Source organism: Stenotrophomonas sp. YJH_SMC_19, assembly GCF_059367915.1.
Genome location: NZ_JCAFRI010000003.1, coordinates 124446 through 144071, shown reverse-complemented (window position 1 = coordinate 144071; position 19626 = coordinate 124446). Strand labels below are relative to the sequence as shown.

The 19626-nt window shown below is 68.2% G+C and carries 6 protein-coding genes; 5 read left to right on the top strand and 1 reads right to left on the bottom strand.

All coding sequences use genetic code 11. The annotated features are described in order from the left end of the window. Positions 1–22: 22 nt before the first annotated feature. Positions 23–2122 (bottom strand): glycosyl hydrolase family 18 protein, encoded by a 2100-nt coding sequence (locus tag AC5P5R_RS05210; protein ID WP_049418527.1) that lies wholly within the window; start codon positions 2120–2122, stop codon positions 23–25. A gap of 813 nt (positions 2123–2935) precedes the next feature. Here AC5P5R_RS05210 and purL point away from each other — a divergent pair. The 5 genes from purL to xpsF all read left to right on the top strand — a co-directional run bounded on the left by purL (position 2936) and on the right by xpsF (position 19595). Then, entirely contained in the window at positions 2936–6820 is a 3885-nt protein-coding gene (gene purL, locus AC5P5R_RS05205; protein WP_172476226.1) for a phosphoribosylformylglycinamidine synthase, read from the top strand. Positions 6821–7259: 439 nt separating this feature from the next. Further along, the gene (locus tag AC5P5R_RS05200; RefSeq protein ID WP_100438867.1) at positions 7260–14441 is read left to right on the top strand and encodes an ESPR-type extended signal peptide-containing protein; all 7182 of its coding nucleotides are present in this window, start codon (positions 7260–7262) and stop codon (positions 14439–14441) included. Positions 14442–14598: 157 nt separating this feature from the next. Then, positions 14599–16491, top strand: a complete 1893-nt coding sequence (locus AC5P5R_RS05195) for a S8 family serine peptidase (protein ID WP_005408023.1) — start codon at positions 14599–14601, stop codon at positions 16489–16491. A gap of 137 nt (positions 16492–16628) precedes the next feature. Beyond that, positions 16629–18350 (top strand): type II secretion system ATPase GspE, encoded by a 1722-nt coding sequence (gspE, locus tag AC5P5R_RS05190; RefSeq protein ID WP_005408024.1) that lies wholly within the window; start codon positions 16629–16631, stop codon positions 18348–18350. A 24-nt stretch (positions 18351–18374) separates the two neighbouring features. After that, entirely contained in the window at positions 18375–19595 is a 1221-nt protein-coding gene (xpsF, locus tag AC5P5R_RS05185; RefSeq protein ID WP_005408025.1) for a type II secretion system protein XpsF, read from the top strand. The last annotated feature ends 31 nt before the right edge of the window (positions 19596–19626 follow it).

Here is a 19626-nt window from a genome sequence, read left to right as displayed (position 1 = left end):
TGCCGCATCCCCGGCTTTTTTCTTACTTCAGGCCATCACTGACCGCCTTGGTCAGCGTGCCCTGTGCATCGTCACCACTGAACTCCCAGACGAACGCGCCGCCCAGGCCCTGGGTCTTCACGTAACCCATCTTGCGGGTGATGTTGGCCGGGGTGTCGAAGCTCCACAGCGTGCTGCCGTTGTAGATCCAGGTGGCACCGGCGGTGTTGTCGGTGTAGCCCGGCCACGCCAGGTTCTTCAGCACCTTCCAGTCCTCGATGCCGGCTTCATACGTGCCCGGGGCAGCGCCGGTCGCGGTCTGGTACAGGCCGTTGTTGGCGTTGGCCACACCGGTCCAGCCACGCCCGTAGTAGCCGATGCCCAGGTTGAGCTTGGCGGCAGGCACGCCACGGCTGATGAAGGCCTCGATGGCGTCGTTGCTGTTGTACAGCTTCTGGTCGCCGGTGGACGGATCATTCGGCGAATCAAACAGCGCCGACTGGTGATTGGTCTTCGCATCCCACGCGCCGTGGAAGTCGTAGGTCATCACGTTGATGTAGTCCAGGTACGGGTGGTACGCGGCCGGGTCGGTGACGCGGATCTTGTCGATGCCGGCACCCACCGCCACCGTCAGCAGCAGGCCCGGACGCACTGCATCGAGCTGGCGGCGGAACTCGGCCATCAGCGCGGTGAAGTTGGCGTTGTCTTCCGGCTTGCCGCATTCGATGCCGCACGCAACCGGGTATTCCCAGTCGATGTCGATGCCGTCGAACACGCCCAGCGCGGCACCGGCACCACCGGCACCGTCGGTTACCGGCAGGTTGCCCTTGATGTAGGCATCGATGCACGAGGCGACGAAGGCCTGGCGGTTTTCCGGGCGCGCCGCGCTGGAGAAGCCACGCGACCAGGTCCAGCCACCCAGCGAGATCAGCACCTTCATGCCGGGGTACTTGGCCTTGAGCTGCTTGAGCTGGTTCCAGTTGCCGCGCAGCGGCTGGTCCCAGGTATCGGCGCTGCCGCTGACACTCTCGGCGGCACTGAAGGCCTTGGTGTAGTCGGCGAAGGCATCACCACCGGCACCGCTGTTCGGATCCGACGGCTGGGTGACGCCCACTTCGCAGCGGTTGTTGCGCACGTTGCCGAAGGCGTAGTTGATGTGGGTCAGGCGCGCGGCCGAACCGCTGCTGTCGATGTTCTTGACCCGGTAGTTGCGGCCGTAGATGCCCCACTGGGTGAAGTAGCCGATGACCCGCTTGCCGGTGGTGCCGCCGTCACCGGCCAGCGTGGTGGCGCTGATCTCGGTGCCCTGCGCGGACGCGTTGCCGGCGTTGTCGCGGGCACGCACACGGTAGCGGTAGGTGGTCGATGCAGTCAGGCCGCCATCGACGTAGCTGGCACTGGATGGTGAACCGACCAGGCTGCCGTTGCGGTACACGTCATAGCCGGCCACGCCGCTGCCACCGGTGTTGTCGGTGGACGGGCTCCAGCTGAGCGCGATGCTGTTGGCGGTACGCGTGCCGACCGCCAGTCCGCCCGGCACGCTCGGTGCGGTGGTATCGCCACCGGCGGCGTTGACGGTGATGGTGATGGTCGCGGTGCTGCTGGTGGCGTTGTTGTTGTCGGTGGCTACCGCGCGCAGGGTGTGGCTGCCGGCGCTGGCATTGGTCCAGCTGGCCGCATACGGCGCACTGGTGGCCACGCCCAGCGTGCTGCCATCGCGGAAGAACTCGACCTTGGCGACGCTGCCGTCCGGATCACTGGCGGTGGCGGTCACGTTGACCGTGCTGCCGGCGCTGAAGGTAGCGCCGTTGGCCGGCGAGGTCAGGCTGACCACCGGCGGCTGGTTGGCGCCGCTGCCATCACAGGCGCCGAGGTTGGTGTAGTAGGGCGCACCGGCCGGATGGTCCGGCGGTGCGTTCCAGATGTCCTGGTTCGCCCGATAGAGGACGCCTCCTTTCTGCAGGGTATCGCCGGCCCGGTAGATCTTGGCCTGGTCCCACTGGGCCACGCCGGCACAGCTGGCAGCCTGCGCCAGGCCGGGCAGGGCAGCGGCACCGGCGGCCACGGCGAGCAGCCAGGCCAGGCGGCGGGGACGACAGCTTCGGGTCGCACGTTCGGCACTGCGCACAATCGGGTCGTACATGGGTAAGTCTCCGATCAAAGGGCGCGCGGGCCCCGATGGCGCCGCGCGTGACGCAGGTCCGGGCGTCGCCCGGGAAGGCGACGGGTGGGGCCGGACGGAGGTACCTGGGAGGCCGGGGAGAGAGTCCGGCGCCAGGTGGGGACAACGTTGTCATCAATCGCGTGGTCAATCCGTGAGCAAGCGCATGGTTCCGGGATTCGGATGGAGAGCGGCGCTGGGCGCGGTCGGCGGCCATCGGCGGAGCCCCTCGTGGCTGGGGTGGGTCGCTGACAGCGGATTTCTGGGGGTTGGCCGGGCGGGTGGGCTGCGCAGGGGACGCTGCAAGTACGTCCATGTAGCTCGGTCGCCGCATCCATGCGGCTCACGCCCCTGCGCAGCCCACCCGCCCGGCCACGGACAGGTTCCTGCGCAGCCAGCCACGAAAGGCAGAACAAAAAATCAAAAGCAGAAGCCGGTCGCTGCGCTCTCCAATGCCTGATTTCTGATGTTCCCTTGTTGCCGGCCAGCGGCCGGCACTACCGGGGAGCATCCACGCATGGCGTGGATCTACCGCAGATCGCGGAAATCTGTCGGAGGCGGGGTGGGTCCGGTGACGGGGGTGTCCGCGGCATGGATGCCGCGGCCAAGCCCCCAAGGACGGGTTTACGGCGTCCCCCGCCACCGGACCCACCCCGCCACCCCACAGGAAGCCAGCTCTTGCTCTTGCTTGGGCCGTTGCCTGGTTTCGGCGGGTGCCGGGCGCCGCCCGGCCAAAGCCCTTCCCCCGCTTCCGGTACAATGTCGGGCCCGTTTCCCAACTACGGTTCCCCGGACATGATGGTCCTCGAGGGCGCGCCCGCCCTGTCGCCGTTCCGCCGCGAACGTCTTGAATCCCGCCTGCAGTCCATCGCTCCCTCCCTGCGCATCAGCGGTGCCTGGCACGTCTACTTCGTGCAGCCCGAAGGCAGCGTCGCTCCCGACCTCGCCACCCTGTGCCGCATCCTCGAAGCGGCGCCACAGGCCGAGGCCGTGGCCGACGGCGCGGTCAGCCGCATCGTGGTGCCGCGCCTGGGTACGCTGTCGCCGTGGTCGAGCAAGGCCACCGAACTGGTGCGCGGTGCCGGCCAGCCGGTAAGCCGGGTCGAGCGGGGCCTGCGTATCGACGTGCAGGGCTGGCCGGCCGATGCCGACGTGCAGCAGGCGCTGGTCAAGGCGCTGCACGACCCGATGACGCAGTCAGTGCTGGAGACCGTGCAGCAGGGCCAGGCGCTGTTCTCGGCACCCGCCCGTGGCGAACTGGAACGCGTGCCGGTGGACCAGCTGGAGGCCGCCAACGAGCGCCTCGGCCTGGCCATGGCCCAGGACGAGATCGATTACCTGCGCGAACGCTTCACCGCGCTGGGCCGCTCGCCGTCGGACGTCGAACTGATGATGTTCGCGCAGGCCAATTCCGAGCACTGCCGCCACAAGATCTTCAACGCCAGCTGGACCATCGACGGCCAGGAGCAGGACCGCTCGCTGTTCCGGATGATCAAGAACACCCACCAGCAGACCCCGCAGCACACGCTCAGCGCGTACAGCGACAACGCCGCGGTGATCGAAGGCCATCCGGCGTCGCGCTACCGCCCGGATCCGGCCAGCGGCGAGTACCGTCGTGAACCACAGGTGCCCAGCGCGTTCCAGATCAAGGTGGAGACCCACAACCATCCGACCGCCATCGCACCGTTCCCGGGCGCCTCGACCGGCGCCGGTGGTGAAATCCGCGACGAAGGCGCGACCGGCCGCGGCGGCAAGCCGAAGGCTGGCCTGACCGGTTTCTCGGTCTCGCACCTGCGCATTCCCGAGCTGCCGCAGCCGTGGGAAGCGCCGCGTGCGCTGAACCCGCGCATGGCGCCCGCGCTGGAAATCATGACCGATGGTCCGCTCGGCGGCGCCGCGTTCAACAACGAGTTCGGCCGCCCGAACCTGCTTGGCTACTTCCGCAGCTTCGAGCTGCCTGAAGGTGCCGACCTGGTGCGTGCCTACGACAAGCCGATCATGCTGGCCGGCGGCCTCGGCGCCATCGACCGTACCCAGGTCGACAAGATCCAGCTGCAGCCCGGTGATGCGGTCATCGTGCTCGGTGGCCCGGCGATGCTGATCGGCCTGGGTGGCGGTGCCGCCAGTTCGGTGGCCTCCGGCGAAAGCGCCGAGGACCTGGATTTCGCCAGCGTGCAGCGCGACAACCCGGAAATGGAACGCCGCTGCCAGGAGGTCATCGACCGCTGCGTGGCGATGGGCAGCAACAACCCGATCAAGTTCTTCCACGACGTCGGTGCCGGTGGCCTGTCCAATGCCATCCCCGAGCTGCTGCACGACTCCAAGGTCGGTGGCGTGATCGATCTGGGCAAGGTGCCCACCGATGATCCGTCGCTGTCGCCGATGCAGCTGTGGTGCAACGAATCGCAGGAACGCTACGTGCTCGGCGTCGCCCAGGAGCGCCTGGCCGAGTTCGCCGCGCTGTGCGCCCGCGAGCGCTGCCCGTTCGCTGCGGTCGGCGTGGCCACCGCCGAGGAACACCTGGTGGTGGCCTATGGCGCCGTGCCGGGCCACACCCCGGCCGATGCGCCGATCGACCTGCCGATGGACGTGCTGTTCGGCAAGCCGCCGAAGATGCACCGCGATACCGCACACCCGCCGGCACCGCGCTGGCCGGCGCTGAAGACCGCGGGCCTGGACCTGCAGGAAGCGGGCCTGCGCGTGCTTGCGCACCCGACGGTGGCCTCGAAGAACTTCCTGGTCACCATCGGTGACCGCAGCGTCGGTGGTCTGACCGCACGCGAACAGATGGTTGGCCCGTGGCAGCTGCCGGTGGCCGATGTGGCCATCACCGTGGCCGACTTCGACGGCGTGGCCGGCGAGGCGATGTCGATCGGCGAGCGCACCCCGCTGGCCCTGCTCGATGCGGCGGCTTCGGCACGCATGGCCGTGGGCGAAGCGTTGACCAACCTGTGCGCGGCCCCGGTCGATGCGCTGGATGAGATCAAACTGTCGGCGAACTGGATGGCCGCGGCCGGCCACCCGGGCGAAGACGCGCTGCTGTACGACGCGGTGAAGGCCGTGGGCATGGAACTGTGCCCGCAGCTGGACATCAGCATTCCGGTGGGCAAGGACTCGCTGTCGATGCAGGCGCAGTGGCACGACCAGGGCCAAGCGCACAAGAGCGTGTCGCCGGTGTCGCTGGTGATCTCTGCGTTCGCACCGGTCGCCGATGTGCGCCAGCAGCTGACCCCGCTGCTCGACCGCGACGTGGAAAGCGAGCTGTGGCTGATCGGCCTTGGCGCCGGCAAGCAGCGCCTGGGCGGTTCCATCCTGGCCCAGGTGCATGCCGACCACGGTGACCTGCCGGCGTTCGCCGGCGCTGCCCCGGATCTGGACGACCCGCAGCGCCTGCGTGGCTTCTTCGAGCTGATCCGCGATGCGCGCCAGGCCGGCCTGCTGCTGGCCTACCACGACCGCAGCGATGGCGGTGCCTTCGCCGCGCTGTGCGAAATGGCCTTCACGTCGCGCCTGGGGCTGGACATCACCCTCGATGCCTGGGGCGACGATCCATTCCGCAGCCTGTTCAACGAAGAGCTGGGCGCGGTGGTGCAGATCGCACGCGAAGACCGCGCAGCGTTCGCCGACCTGGTCGAGCGCCATGCACTGACCGAGTGCGCGCAGCGCATCGCCAAGCCGACCACCGCACCGGTGGTGCGCGTGTCGCTGGCTGGCGAGAACCTGGCTGAATGGCGCTGGGAGTCGCTGTTCGACGCATGGTGGTCGGTCACCCACGCGATGCAGAAGCGCCGCGACAACCCGGCCAACGCCGACGCCGAGCGTGAGATCGCCCGTGCCTTCAACGCACCGGGCCTGAAGCCCAAGCTCAGCTTCGACATCAATGAAGACGTGGCCGCCCCGTTCATCAGCACCGGTGCGCGTCCGCGCGTGGCCGTGCTGCGCGAGCAGGGCGTCAACGGCCAGATCGAAATGGCGAACATCTTCGAACGTGCCGGCTTCCGGCCCTTCGATGTGCACATGAGCGACCTGATCGAAGGCCGCGTCGCCCTGCAGGACTTCACCGGCCTGGTCGCCTGCGGCGGCTTCAGTTACGGCGACGTGCTTGGCGCTGGCCGTGGCTGGGCCACCTCGATCCTGGAGCGCAGCGCGCTGCGTGATGCCTTCGCCGCGTTCTTCGCGCGCGAGGACAGCTTCGCCCTGGGCGTGTGCAACGGCTGCCAGATGATGAGCCAGCTGAAGGACATCATTCCCGGTGCCGAACACTGGCCGCAGTTCCGCCGCAATGCCAGCGAGCAGTTCGAAGCCCGTACCGCGCTGCTGGAAGTGGTGGAATCTCCGTCGATCCTGCTGCGTGGCATGGCCGGTTCGCGCCTGCAGGTAGCAGTGGCGCATGGCGAAGGCCAGGCGGTGTTCGACAACGCGGTCGACCAGGCCGCGGCCCGTGTTTCGCTGCGCTATATCGATGGCCACGGCAACGTGGCCAGCCAGTACCCGCTGAATCCGAACGGTTCGCCGGACGGCATCACCGGCCTGACCAGCAGCGACGGCCGCGTGACCATCATGATGCCGCACCCGGAACGCACCCCGCGCGCGCTCAACATGAGCTGGGCCCCGGCCGAGTGGCAGGGTGATTCGCCGTGGATGCGCATGTTCCGCAACGCGCGGGTGTGGTGCGGCTGATCGCACCACACCGCGCAGGCTTCAATGCCGTTGCGTATGGAAAAACCCGCCGTTGATCGGCGGGTTTTTTCTTTGCGCGTGTGAAAATCCTGATGCACCCGCGAGTTACATGGATTTTCAGGCGACAGGGTTGCGTCACGCGCCGCTAACAAAATCCTTTCATAAACAGGGAAAAGAGTGAACTGCTTCACGGCAATAGGATTTGTCGTGTCAAAGTCTTGACGATCTGCAAAGTTGCCGTTAACACTTGAACCCCGTTTCAGAATCATTCATTTCGCAGTAACCGGTTGGCGCACGCGCTCGGTTTTCTGTCGCTGCGCGCCGTTCGGCAATACCCCGCAGTAAATCACGCGAATAAACGCCCCCAGGGGACGTTGGGCCGGAAAGCCCAGCGGTGGCGTTGCTTTGCCCAAAACCAGTCCAATCAGGAGCCGTACCGATGAATCGGATTTATCGCAAGGTCTGGAACAAAGCATTGGGTCAGTTGGTGGTGGCCTCGGAACTGGCTTCCTCCGACAGCAGCAGCGGTGGGGTCGTCGACCAGCGCCGCGATGCGACACAGGCCACGCCCGCACTGCTGGCGGTGGCACTGGGCCTGGTATTGGGATTGGGCATGAGTGGCTCTGCCACCGCACAGTCGGTGCAGATCGGCGGTAGCGCCACCTGCGTGGCATTCAGCGGCAAGCTGCTCGAAAAGTGCCTGATCGAAGGCTCGGCCACGGCCAAGGGCAGCAATGCGGTGGCGATCGGCAGCAACAGCAGTGCCAGTGCGGCCAACAGCGTGGCGCTGGGCGCCGGCTCCAAAGCCACGCGTGCCAACACCGTCTCCGTCGGCGATGCCGGCAAGGAACGGCAGGTCACCAATGTCGCCGCAGGCACGCAGGCGACCGACGCAGTGAACAAGGCGCAGCTGGACGCGCAGGCGCGCGCCACGCAGGCCGCGCTGGCCGACGTAGCCGCCGACGGCAACCGGTACTTCAAGGCCGACGGCGCAGGCGATGACAGCGACGCGGCGAAGATCGAGGGTGAAGGCGCACTGTCCGCCGGTGCCGGTGCGCAGTCGCTGGCCAACGCCACCACTGCCATCGGTACCCAGGCCATTGCCGCAGGCATCGGCGCCAGCGCATTCGGCCAGGGCGCGCTGGCGATCGGCGATGCCAGCGTGGTGGTCGGGCAAAGCGCAGCAGCCTTCGGCCTTGGCGATACCGCCGTCGGTGCCAGCGCGTACGCCGCCAGCGAAAACGGTGCAGCAACGGCACTGGGTGCACTGTCCGAAGCCACCGCCGATGGCGCGACCGCCGTCGGTGGCGGTGCCGTAGCGATGGGCCCCGGCAGTACCGCATTGGGCCGCGGCGCCACGGCTGCCAACGAAGCCTCGATTGCAGTAGGTGCGTTCAGCACGGCCGTCGGTGAATACAGCACCGCGCTGGGCTCCAATTCGGCCGCGGTCGCTACCGGCAGCGTGGCGTTGGGCGCCGGTTCGCTGGCTGACCGTGTCGATACCGTGTCCGTCGGTGCCGCCGGATATGGCCTGACCCGCCAGATCACCAGCGTTGCCGCCGGCACCGAAGATACCGATGCGGTCAACGTTGGCCAGTTGAAGGATGTTGCCGCAGTGGCCGATGCCACCGCCAAGCGCTTCCAGGCCACCGGCAGCAGCAACAGCGATGCCGGTGCGCTGGCTGAAGGTGACGACGCGCTGGCCGCAGGCGAGGCCGCCAATGCCATCGGCACTGGCACCACGGCGGTCGGTGCCGGTGCCACTGCCGTTGCGCAGAACGCGACTGCGGTGGGCAACAACGCGCTGGCCTCGGGCCAGAACAGCGCGGCATTCGGCAACAACGCGCAGGCCAACGGACCGGGCAGCGTGGCCGTCGGTGGCGCTGCGGTGGATGCCAACGGCAACCCGCTGATCACCAGTGGTGGCGTGCCGGTGGTCACCGGCGCCACCAGTGCCGGCGTGGGTGGCACGGCCGTCGGCGCCAGCGCCGATGCCAGCGGTTTTGCCGCGTCGTCCTATGGCGTGGGGGCCTATGCGTCCGGCGCGCAGGCGTCGGCGTTCGGTGCGGTCTCCAATGCCATCGGTGATTACTCCACGGCATTGGGTACGCAGAGCAATGCCACGGGCACCAGCAGCGTCGCCATTGGTGGCCCGGCCGACCTGATTCCCGGCCTGGGCTTCTTCGTACAGACACAGGCCAGTGGTGAAGCCGCGACCGCGGTGGGTGCCGGCGCCATCGCCAGCGGCGACCGTGCCGTGGCCAACGGCAGCCTCAGCGAAGCCTCCGGCGCCGAAGCCACCGCGGTGGGCTACTTCGCCTATGCGCCGGGCGAGAACGCCAGCGCGCTTGGCGCGCAGACCTGGGCCAGTGGTGCGCAGAGCACCGCAGTGGGCTATTACGCTACGGCACGCGGCGCCAACAGCGTCGCGCTGGGCGCGAACTCCGAAGCGGTGCGTGCCAACAGCGTGGCCGTCGGCAGTGCCGGCAACGAGCGGCAGATCACCAGCGTTGCAGCCGGCAGTGAAGCCACTGATGCGGTGAACAAGGCGCAGCTGGATGCGGTGGCCAGCACCGCCGACAGCACCGCGCGCTTCTTCCAGGCCCAGCCTGAAGCTGGCAGTGATGCCGGTGCGCTGGCGGAAGGCGAGGGTGCCATCGCGGCCGGTTCGTCGAGCAATGCGATCGGTACCGGCGCGGTTGCACATGGCGCGGCCGCGTCGGCCATCGGCGATGACAGCGTGGCGGTGGGCCGCAACAGCACGGCCACCGGCAATGGCGGTGTCGCCATCGGTGGCCTGGGCCAGGCCTACGACGAGTTCAACCAACCCATCATCGGTGCAGATGGCAAGGCGCAGCAGGTGGGTACCACGGCCGTGGCCGATGCCACGGCGGTCGGCAGCGCTGCGCAGGCCAGCGGTGCAGCCAGCAGCGCCTTCGGCAATGCGGCCAAGGCCAGTGGTGACAACAGCTTCGCCGCCGGCGGCAAGTCGCGCGCCACCGGCGCGTATGCGGTGGCGGTGGGTGACAGTGCGTTTGCCAGCAGCGATGACAGTACCGCGGTGGGCGGCTACAGCTGGGCCACCGCCAGCGGCGCCAGCGCCTTTGGTTCCGGTGCGTGGGCGACCGCCACCAATGCCTCGGCGTTCGGCAACGCGGCGTGGGCCAGCGGCGCTGGCGCCACGTCGATCGGTTACAACAGTTGGGCCAACGGAACCAGCGCCACCGCAGTCGGCCGTGGTGCCTTCGGCTATGGCGACAACAGCGTGGCGCTGGGCTTCCAGGCGCTGGGCAACAGCGTCAACAGCATCGCCATCGGCACCAACACGGTGGCCGGCGGCGAAAGTGCGATCGCGCTGGGTGCGGGCAGCAATGCCAGTGCCAGCAACGCCGTCGCACTCGGCGCGGGCTCGGTCGCCAACCGCGCACGCACGGTGTCGGTGGGCAGCAGCGGCAACGAGCGCCAGGTCACCAACGTCGCCGCCGGTACCCAGGCCACCGATGCGGTGAACAAGGCACAGCTGGATGCGGTGGCAAGTACCGCAGCAACCACCAGCCGCTTCTTCCAGGCCAGCGGCAACGGCGACGATGTGGCGGGTGCGCTGGTGGAGGGCGACAACGCACTGGCCGCAGGTGATGCAGCCAACGCCATCGGCAATGGTGCCACCGCGCTTGGCAGCGGTGCCAATGCGCTGGCCGGCAACGCGCAGGCGATCGGCTTCAACGCGCTGGCGACCGCCGCCAATGCCAGTGCCGTAGGCGCCAATGCACAGGCCACCGGCGAATACGCCACCGCGCAGGGTGCGGAAAGCGAAGCCAGCGGTGAGCAGAGTGCAGCGTTCGGCGCGGCCAGCATCGCCAGCGGCGCGGGCAGCACCGCCAGCGGTGCCTTGTCCGAAGCCTCCGGCGAAGAAGCCGTAGCCGTGGGCTACTTCAGCAACGCCAGTGGCAGTGGTGCCACCGCGGTCGGCAGCGAGAGCGTGGCCAGCGGCACGGCTGCGGCAGCGTTCGGTATCGGTGCCGAAGCCACCGGTGGTTACAGCACCGCCATCGGCGGCTACGCACAGGCCTCGGCCTTCAATGCCACCGCCTTCGGCAACTTCGCCAACGCCTCGGGTTCCAACAGCGTGGCCCTGGGCGGTGATTCGCAAGCGTCCGGCGCCTACAGCACCGCCACCGGCCAGGGCAGCCTGGCCACCGGCACCAACAGCGTCGCCGTCGGCGGCTCGCTGTTCGGCGTGCTGGCGACCGAAGCCTCGGGCAACTACTCCACGGCGGTGGGCGGTGGCGCCTGGTCGGGGGGCATCAACAGCACCGCGCTGGGCAATGCGGCGGAATCGCGCGCGGCCAACAGCGTGGCGCTCGGTGCGGATTCGATTGCGGACCGCGACAACACCGTATCGGTGGGCGGCGGCGGCAACACCCGCCAGATCACCAACGTGGCCGATGGCACGCAGGGCAACGATGCGGTCAACAAGAACCAGCTCGATGCCGTAGCCGCCGCTGCGGAGAAGACCAGCAGGCAGTTCCAGGCCAGTGGCAATGCCGATGGTGAAACCGGCGCGCTGGTGGAGGGTGACAATGCGCTGGCAGCAGGTGATGCGGCCAACGCGATCGGCAACGGTGCCACTGCGCTTGGCAGTGGTGCCAATGCGCTGGCGGCCAACGCCACCGCCGTCGGCATCGATGCGCTGGCGACCGGCACCAACGCGGCGGCACTGGGCAACACCGCACAGGCCACCGGCGAGGACAGCCTGGCCCTGGGCAGCGGTGCCAGCGCCAGCGAAGTGGGGACAAGCGCGGCGGGCGCGCGTGCACAGGCAAGCGGTGTCTACAGCACCGCCAACGGTACCGAATCCAACGCCAGTGGCGCACAGTCCCTTGCCAGCGGCTTCCGCAGCGCGGCCTCCGCCGATGGCACCACAGCGGTGGGTGGCTATGCCGAAGCAACCGGTCGCCTTGGCACCGCACTCGGCTACGGCTCGGCTGCCAGCGGTGCCAACACCACGGCGGTGGGCTTCGGGGCCGCGGCGGCGGGCACCGGCGCGGTTGCGGTGGGTCAGTCGAGTGAAGCCAGCGGTGCGGAAAGCGTGGCGATCGGCGGCAGCACCTTCTTCGGCCTGATTCCGTCGCGCGCCAGTGGCACCGGTGCGGCAGCATTCGGTGCCGGTGCATGGGCCACCGAGGATTACGCTACCGCCATCGGCTGGAATGCCTGGTCGGCAGGCAGCAACGCCACGGCGCTCGGTGCCAATGCCACCGCCAATGGCAGCAACAGCGTTGCGCTCGGTGCCGGTTCCAAGGCTGACCGCGACAACACGGTGGCCGTTGGCAAGGCCGGCAGCGAACGCCAGGTCACCCACGTTGCAGCCGGTACCGAAGCCACCGATGCGGTGAACAAGGGCCAGCTCGACGCCGTTGCCAGTGTCGCCGACAAGACCAGCCGGCAGTTCCAGGCCAGCGGCAATGCCGATGGCGAGGCCGGTGCACTGGTCGATGGCGAAAATGCGCTGGCGGCCGGCAATGCGGCCAATGCGATCGGCAACGGTGCGACCGCGCTGGGCAGCGGCGCCAACGCCATGGCCACCAACGCCACGGCGGTTGGCTTCGATGCACTGGCCACCGGCAACAACGCTGCCGCACTGGGCAATGCTGCGCAGGCCAGTGGTGTCGACAGCGTTGCGCTGGGCAGCGGCGCCAGCGCCAGTGAAACCGGCGCCAGCGCCACTGGCGCCGGGGCCCAGGCCAAGGGCCCCTACAGCACGGCCAACGGTGCGCAGGCCACGGCTACCGGCACGCAGTCGCAGGCCAGTGGTTTCCGCGCCAGTGCCTCGGCCGATGGCGCTTCGGCGCTGGGCAGCTATGCCGAAGCCAGCGGCCGCCTGGGTACCGCGGTCGGTTACGGCAGCAAGGCCACCGGTTTGAATGCCACGGCGGTGGGTGTCAGTGCCAACGCTTCGGCTGCCGGCAGTGTCGCACTGGGTGGAGGCTCGGTGGCCGATCGTGCCAATACCGTGTCCGTCGGCAGTGCCGTCAACAACCGGCAGGTCACCAATGTCGCCAACGGTACCGAAATCAATGACGCAGTGAATCGCGGGCAGCTGGACGCCGTTGCGTTCACCGCCAACACCACCAACCGATATTTCCGCGCCAATGGCACGGGAACCGCGAACGCCATCGGTACCGATTCGGTAGCGATGGGCTCGGTGGCCAATGCGGCGGGCGCACGCAGCATCGCGCTGGGTGCCAATGCCACGGTGTCTGCCTCCGGCGCACTGGCCGTTGGCGCCGGTGCGGGTGCGGTCGGCGTCAACTCGGTTGCAATCGGTGCTGGAGCGCGTGCGCTGGATGCCAATGTTGTGTCGGTGGGCAGTGGCAACCCCACCGATGGCCCGGCCACCCGCCGCATCGTCAACGTGGCTGATGGCCGCATCGCTGCCGGCAGCAGTGACGCGGTGACCGGTTCCCAGCTCAATGTCACCAATCAGCGCGTGGGCGCAGTGGAAACCCGCGTCGGCGATTTCGATTCACGCATCGCCACGGTGGAGACCACGGCGGCCAGTGCGGTCGGCTACGACGACGCCAGTCGTGACCGCCTGACCCTGTCCGGCTTCCAGGGCACCACCATCGACAATGTCGGTGCCGGCAGCATCGCCGCCGGCAGCCGCCAGGCGATCAATGGCGGCCAGCTGTTCCAATCGCTCAGCGATGCCGCCAGCTTCCTCGGCGGCGGTGCCAGCGTCGGCATGCAGGGCGTATTCGTGGCACCGAACTATGTGATCCAGGGCGCCACCTACAGCAACGTCGGCGATGCATTGGGTGCGCTGGACCGCAAGGTCAGTGAGATTGACCGCCGTACTGCAGGTGGCACGCGTGCAGGTGCTGCCAGCCTGCGCGCAATGAGTGCCTCCTTGGATGAAAGCGCACTGGCCAGCGTTGCCGAAGCACCGGCGGCGGCCGATGCAGCACCGGCCAGCAGCGCACGCGTGCAGGGCACGCCGACCGCTGCGGCGGCGGGCGCGGGCATCCCGGTGGGCACCCCGGCATCGGGCCTCAACGCGGTCGCCATGGGCGACGGCGCAGTGGCCAGCGGCGCCTCGTCCACCGCAATCGGCCAAGGTGCCAATGCCACCGCTGCGAACGCGGTGGCGCTGGGCCAGGGCTCGGTTGCTGATCGTGCCAACACGGTGTCGGTGGGCAGCGAAGGCAACGAACGCCAAGTCACCAACGTGGCGGCCGGTACCGCCGCCACCGATGCGGTCAACAAGGGCCAGCTCGATCGTGGCATGGCTACCGCCAACAGCTATACCGACAGCCGCGTCCAGGCCGTCGCCGACAGCTTCGATGTGTTCAAGGGCGAGATCGACGGACGCCTGCGCCACATGGATCGCCGCATCGACCGCCAGGGCGCGATGAGCGCGGCGATGCTCAACATGGCCACCAGTGCTGCCGGCATCCGTACCCAGAACCGGGTCGGCGTCGGCATCGGCTTCCAGGGCGGTGAATCGGCACTGTCGCTGGGTTACCAGCGTGCGATCAGCGATCGCGCCACGGTGACGTTCGGCGGCGCCTTCAGCAGCGACGACAGCTCGGTCGGCGTCGGTGCCGGCTTCGGCTGGTAAGCCACTCCATCGCGCCGGCGGCCACCCACGCCGGCGCAGCACCTGCAACGAGGGCCTGGGGGGAGGTCACGGCAATCCCGGCTGGGCCGGCCGGGAGTCGTCAAGGAATGATGGCCGCAGTGTTGGTTCGATCCATGACCCAGAAGAGGAATTCGACGTGATCAAGAAGCAGAACCTTCGCATCAATGTGTTGGCAGCCGCCGTGCTGTCGCTGACCGGTGTTGGCCTGGCACAGGCCGCCGACCTGAAAGCAAATGCGCCGTTGTCCGGCCCGAAGACGCAGCAGGTGGATGGCATCATCGTGAAGTACCGCGCTGGCAGCGCCGCAGCTGCCGATGCGAACGCCAAGCTGGCCGTGGTCAACTCGGCCATCGCCCGCGCCGTGCCGGCAGGTACCAACGCGGCTGCGCGCAGTGCCGCGCTGCGCCCGCAGGTGGCCCGCAAGCTGGGCATCGGTGCCGATCTGATCCGCCTGCAGGGAGGGATCGCGCGCGCCGAACTGGACAAGGTGCTGGGCGAACTGAAGGCTGACCCGACCGTCGAATATGCGGTGGCCGACGCCATCATGTATCCGATCGATGCCGCGTCGTCGCCGCGTGCGGACGCCGTCGCGAAGTCCGATGCGTCGCCCAGCTTCGTGCCCAACGATCCGTACTACCAGAGCCACAACTGGCACTTCCACAACCCGGTCGGTGGCGTGAACGCACCGGCCGCATGGGACGTCTCGCAGGGCGAGGGCATCGTGGTGGCCGTGCTCGATACCGGCATCCTGCCCGAGCACCCGGATTTCGCCGCCGGCACCCTGCTGGAGGGCTACGACTTCATCAGCCAGGCCAGCCGCTCGCGTCGTGCCGCCGATGGCCGCGTGCCGGGTGCACTCGACTACGGTGACTGGATGCCCACCGCCAATGCCTGCTACGACGGTTCGCCGGTACGCGACAGCAGCTGGCACGGTACCCATGTGACCGGCACCATCGCCGAGGCCACCAACAACGGCCTGCATACCGCCGGCCTGGCCTACAAGGCCAAGGTGTTGCCGGTGCGCGTGCTCGGCTACTGCGGTGGCACCCTGTCGGACATCACCGACGCCATCACCTGGGCCTCGGGCGGTACCGTGGCCGGCATCCCTGCCAACCAGAATCCGGCCGAGATCATCAACATGAGCCTGGGCGGCTCCGGCAGCTGCGATCCGGCCTACCAGGCGGCCATCACCGGTGCCACCAACCGCGGTACCCTGGTGGTGGTGGCAGCCGGCAACGACTCGATGAATGTCGCCAACGCCCGCCCGGCCAACTGCGATGGCGTGGTCTCGGTCGGCGCTACCGGCATCACAGGCGCCATGGCCTACTACTCCAACTTCGGTACCCGCATCGATCTGTCCGGCCCGGGCGGTGGCGTCACCGACGGCAATCCGAACGGCTATGTCTGGCAGGCGGTGTCCAGCAGCAAGACGTCGCCGCCGGCAGCCGGTTCCACCGAGGGTTACACCCTTGGCGGCAAGGCCGGCACGTCGATGGCGGCGCCACATGTGGCTGCCGTCGCCGCGCTGGTGCAGAGCGCGCTGATCGCCGCCAACCGCGACCCGCTCGCGCCGGCGGGCATGCGTACCCTGCTGAAGGAAACGGCACGTCCGTTCCCGGTCAGCATTCCGTCCGCCACCCCGATCGGTACCGGCATCGTCGATGCCAAGGCCGCGCTGGACAAGGCCCTGGAAGAGCCGTGCACCGAGAACTGCGGGCCGGTGGCGAAGCCGCTGACCAACAAGGTGGCCATCGGCGGGTTGAGTGGTGCCGCCGGCAGCAGCGTGCTTTACAGCTTCGAAGCCGCGGCAGGCAAGCAGCTCAGCGTCATCACCTATGGTGGCACCGGCAACGTGTCGGTCTACCTGGCCAAGGGCCGCGAGCCGAGTGCCACCGACAACGATGCGCGCTCGACCCGCCCGGGCACCTCGGAAACGGTGCGGGTGACGGCACCGACTGCCGGCACCTACTACATCAAGGTGGTGGGCGAGGCGGCTTACAGCGGTGTGAGCATTCTCGCCACGCAGTAAGCGCGCAGTGCGGTAGTTGAATGGCCGAAGCCCGTCACCCGCATGTGACGGGCTTCGTCTTTTTACGAAAGCGGGCGGCGGGGCGACGGAAATCACGACGTAACTGCTAAAGTCGAGCCGATTGACAGGAGAGTCACGTGAACGCCCTTGCTGCAACCGCTGCCGACGACGCCGAAGGCCGCATCCTGGATGCGTTGTTGGCGCGTGGCCGCCTCAAGGAGAGCGATCTTGCACGGGCACGGCCGCTGCACGCGGAGGCCGGCGGCAGCCTGCTTGGCCTGCTGGTGCGGCTGGGGCTGGTGTCCGAACGTGACCAGGCGCAGGCCAGCGCCGAGGTGCTGGGCCTGCCGCTGCTGGATGGCAAGCAGCTGCCGGATTCACCGCCCCAGGGTCTGGCCGAGGGCCTGCCGCTGTCCCTGCGTTTCCTCAAACAGTTCCATGTATGCCCGCTGGCGCTGGATGAACAGGGTGTACGGCTGTGGCTGGCCGATGCCCACGATCCCTATCCGCAGCAGGCTGTGCAGCTGGCACTTGGCGTACCGGTGACTCCGGTGCTGGGCATGCGTGCGGAGATCGATGATCTGGTCGAGCGCTGGTTCGGCCAGGGCCGCAGCGCGATGGGCGCGATTGTCGAAACCGCAGACGGCGAGGGCGGCGCGGTCGACGATATCGAGCACCTGCGCGACCTGGCCTCGGAAGCGCCGGTGATCCGCCTGGTCAACCTGGTGATCCAGCGTGCGGTGGAACTGCGCGCTTCGGATATCCATGTCGAGCCGTTCGAGAGCCGGTTGAAGGTGCGTTACCGTGTCGATGGCGTACTGGTGGAGGGCGAAAGCCCGCCGGCCAACCTCACCGCAGCGGTGATCAGCCGCATCAAGATCATGGCCCGCCTCAACATCGCCGAGCGCCGCCTGCCGCAGGATGGCCGCATCATGCTGCGCGTGCAGGGCAAGGAGCTGGACCTGCGCGTGAGCACGGTGCCGACCGCGCACGGCGAGAGCGTGGTGATGCGCCTGCTCGACCGCGAAACGGTGGTGTTCGATTTCCATCGTCTCGGCTTTACCGATGCGTTCCTGCCGCAGTTCCGCAAAGTGCTGGAACAACCGCACGGCATCCTGCTGGTCACAGGCCCGACCGGTTCGGGCAAGACCACCACGCTGTACACCGCGCTGAGCCAGCTCAACACCGCCGACGTCAAGATCATCACGGTGGAAGATCCGGTCGAGTACCAGATCGAGGGCATCAACCAGATCCAGGCCAAGCCGCAGATCGGCCTGGACTTCGCCAACGCACTGCGCAGCATCGTGCGCCAGGACCCGGACATCATCATGATCGGCGAAATGCGCGACCTGGAAACCGCGCGCATCGCGATCCAGTCGGCGCTGACCGGCCACCTGGTGCTGTCCACCCTGCACACCAACAATGCGGCCGGCGGCATCACCCGCCTGCTCGACATGGGCGTGGAGGACTATCTCCTCACGTCCACCATCAACGGCATCCTGGCCCAGCGCCTGGTGCGTCGGCTGGAGCCGACCCACGCCGAGCGCTATGAAGCCTCGCCGGAGGAGATCGAGCGTTTCGAGCTGCGCCGCCTGCAGCCGGAAGGGCCGATCCATCTATACCGCCCGAAGCCTTCGGCACTGGCGCCGACTGGTTACCTGGGCCGCACCACCATCATGGAATTCCTGGTGATGAACGACGCGCTGCGGCGTGCGGTGATGCGCCGCGATGGCATGGGCGAGATCGAACGCATCGCCCGTGAAGCCGGCATGCGCACCATGTACGAGGATGGCCTGGCCAAAGCACTCAGCGGCCAGACCACCATCGAGGAAGTGCTGCGCGTGACCGAGGAAAGCTGATGCGCGCAGGACGCCGGGGCTGACATGCCGAACTACCGCTACAAAGCGCTCAATTCGCACGGCGAGATATTCGACGGGCAGATGGAAGCCGCCAGCGAGGCCGAACTGGTCGCGCGCCTGCAGGATCAGGGCCATCTGCCGATGGAGACCCAGCTGGCCGATGGCGGCGTGGTCGGCGGCAGCAGCTGGCGCACGCTGCTGCGCCAGCGCCCGTTGCAGGGCGCGGCGCTGCTGCAGTTCACCCAGCAGCTGGCGACCCTGCTTGGTGCCGGCCAGCCGCTGGACCGTGCACTGTCGATCCTGCTCGGGCTTCCGGAAGACGAACGCTCGCGGCGTGCGATCACCGACATCCGCGACGTGGTGCGCGGCGGTGCGCCGCTGTCGACCGCGCTGGAGCGCCAGCACGGCCTGTTCTCGCGCCTGTACGTGAACATGGTGCGTGCCGGCGAGGCGGGTGGCAGCCTGCACGAGACCCTGCAGCGGCTGGCCGACTACCTCGAACGCAGCCGCGCGCTGCAGGGCAAGGTGATCAACGCACTGGTCTATCCGGCCATCCTGCTGGTGGTGGTGGGCGGTGCGCTGCTGTTCCTGCTCGGTTACGTGGTGCCACAGTTCGCGCAGATGTACGAAAGCCTGGACGTGGCGCTGCCGTGGTTCACCAATGCGGTGCTGCAGCTGGGCCTGTTCGTGCGCGACTGGTGGGTGCTGCTGCTGGTAGTGCCCGCACTGCTGGCATTGTTCTTCGAACGCAAGGTACGGCAACCGGCGTTCCGGCTGGCGCTGGATGGATGGCTGCTGCAGCGTCGCGGCATCGGCCGCCTGCTGGGCGAACTGGAAACCGCGCGGCTGGCGCGCACGCTGGGCACCCTGCTGCGCAATGGCGTGCCGCTGCTCGGGGCGCTGGGCATCGCACGCAACGTGCTGGGCAACCGCGCGCTGGCCGCTGATGTGGAAGCGGCCGCCGACGAAGTGAAGAACGGTGCCGGCCTGTCGCTGGCACTGTCACGCGGCAAGCGTTTCCCACGCCTGGCCCTGCAGATGATCCAGGTCGGCGAGGAATCCGGTGCCCTCGATACCATGCTGCTGAAAGCTGCCGACACGTTTGAACAGGACAGCGCCCGTCGCATCGACCGCCTGTTGGCCGCGATGGTGCCGGCGATCACCCTGGTGCTGGCCTCGGTGGTCGGTGCGGTGATCGTCGCCGTGCTGGTGCCGTTGTACGACCTGACCAATGCCATCGGCTGATGATGGCTCCCTACGCAACCCCGACACTCCG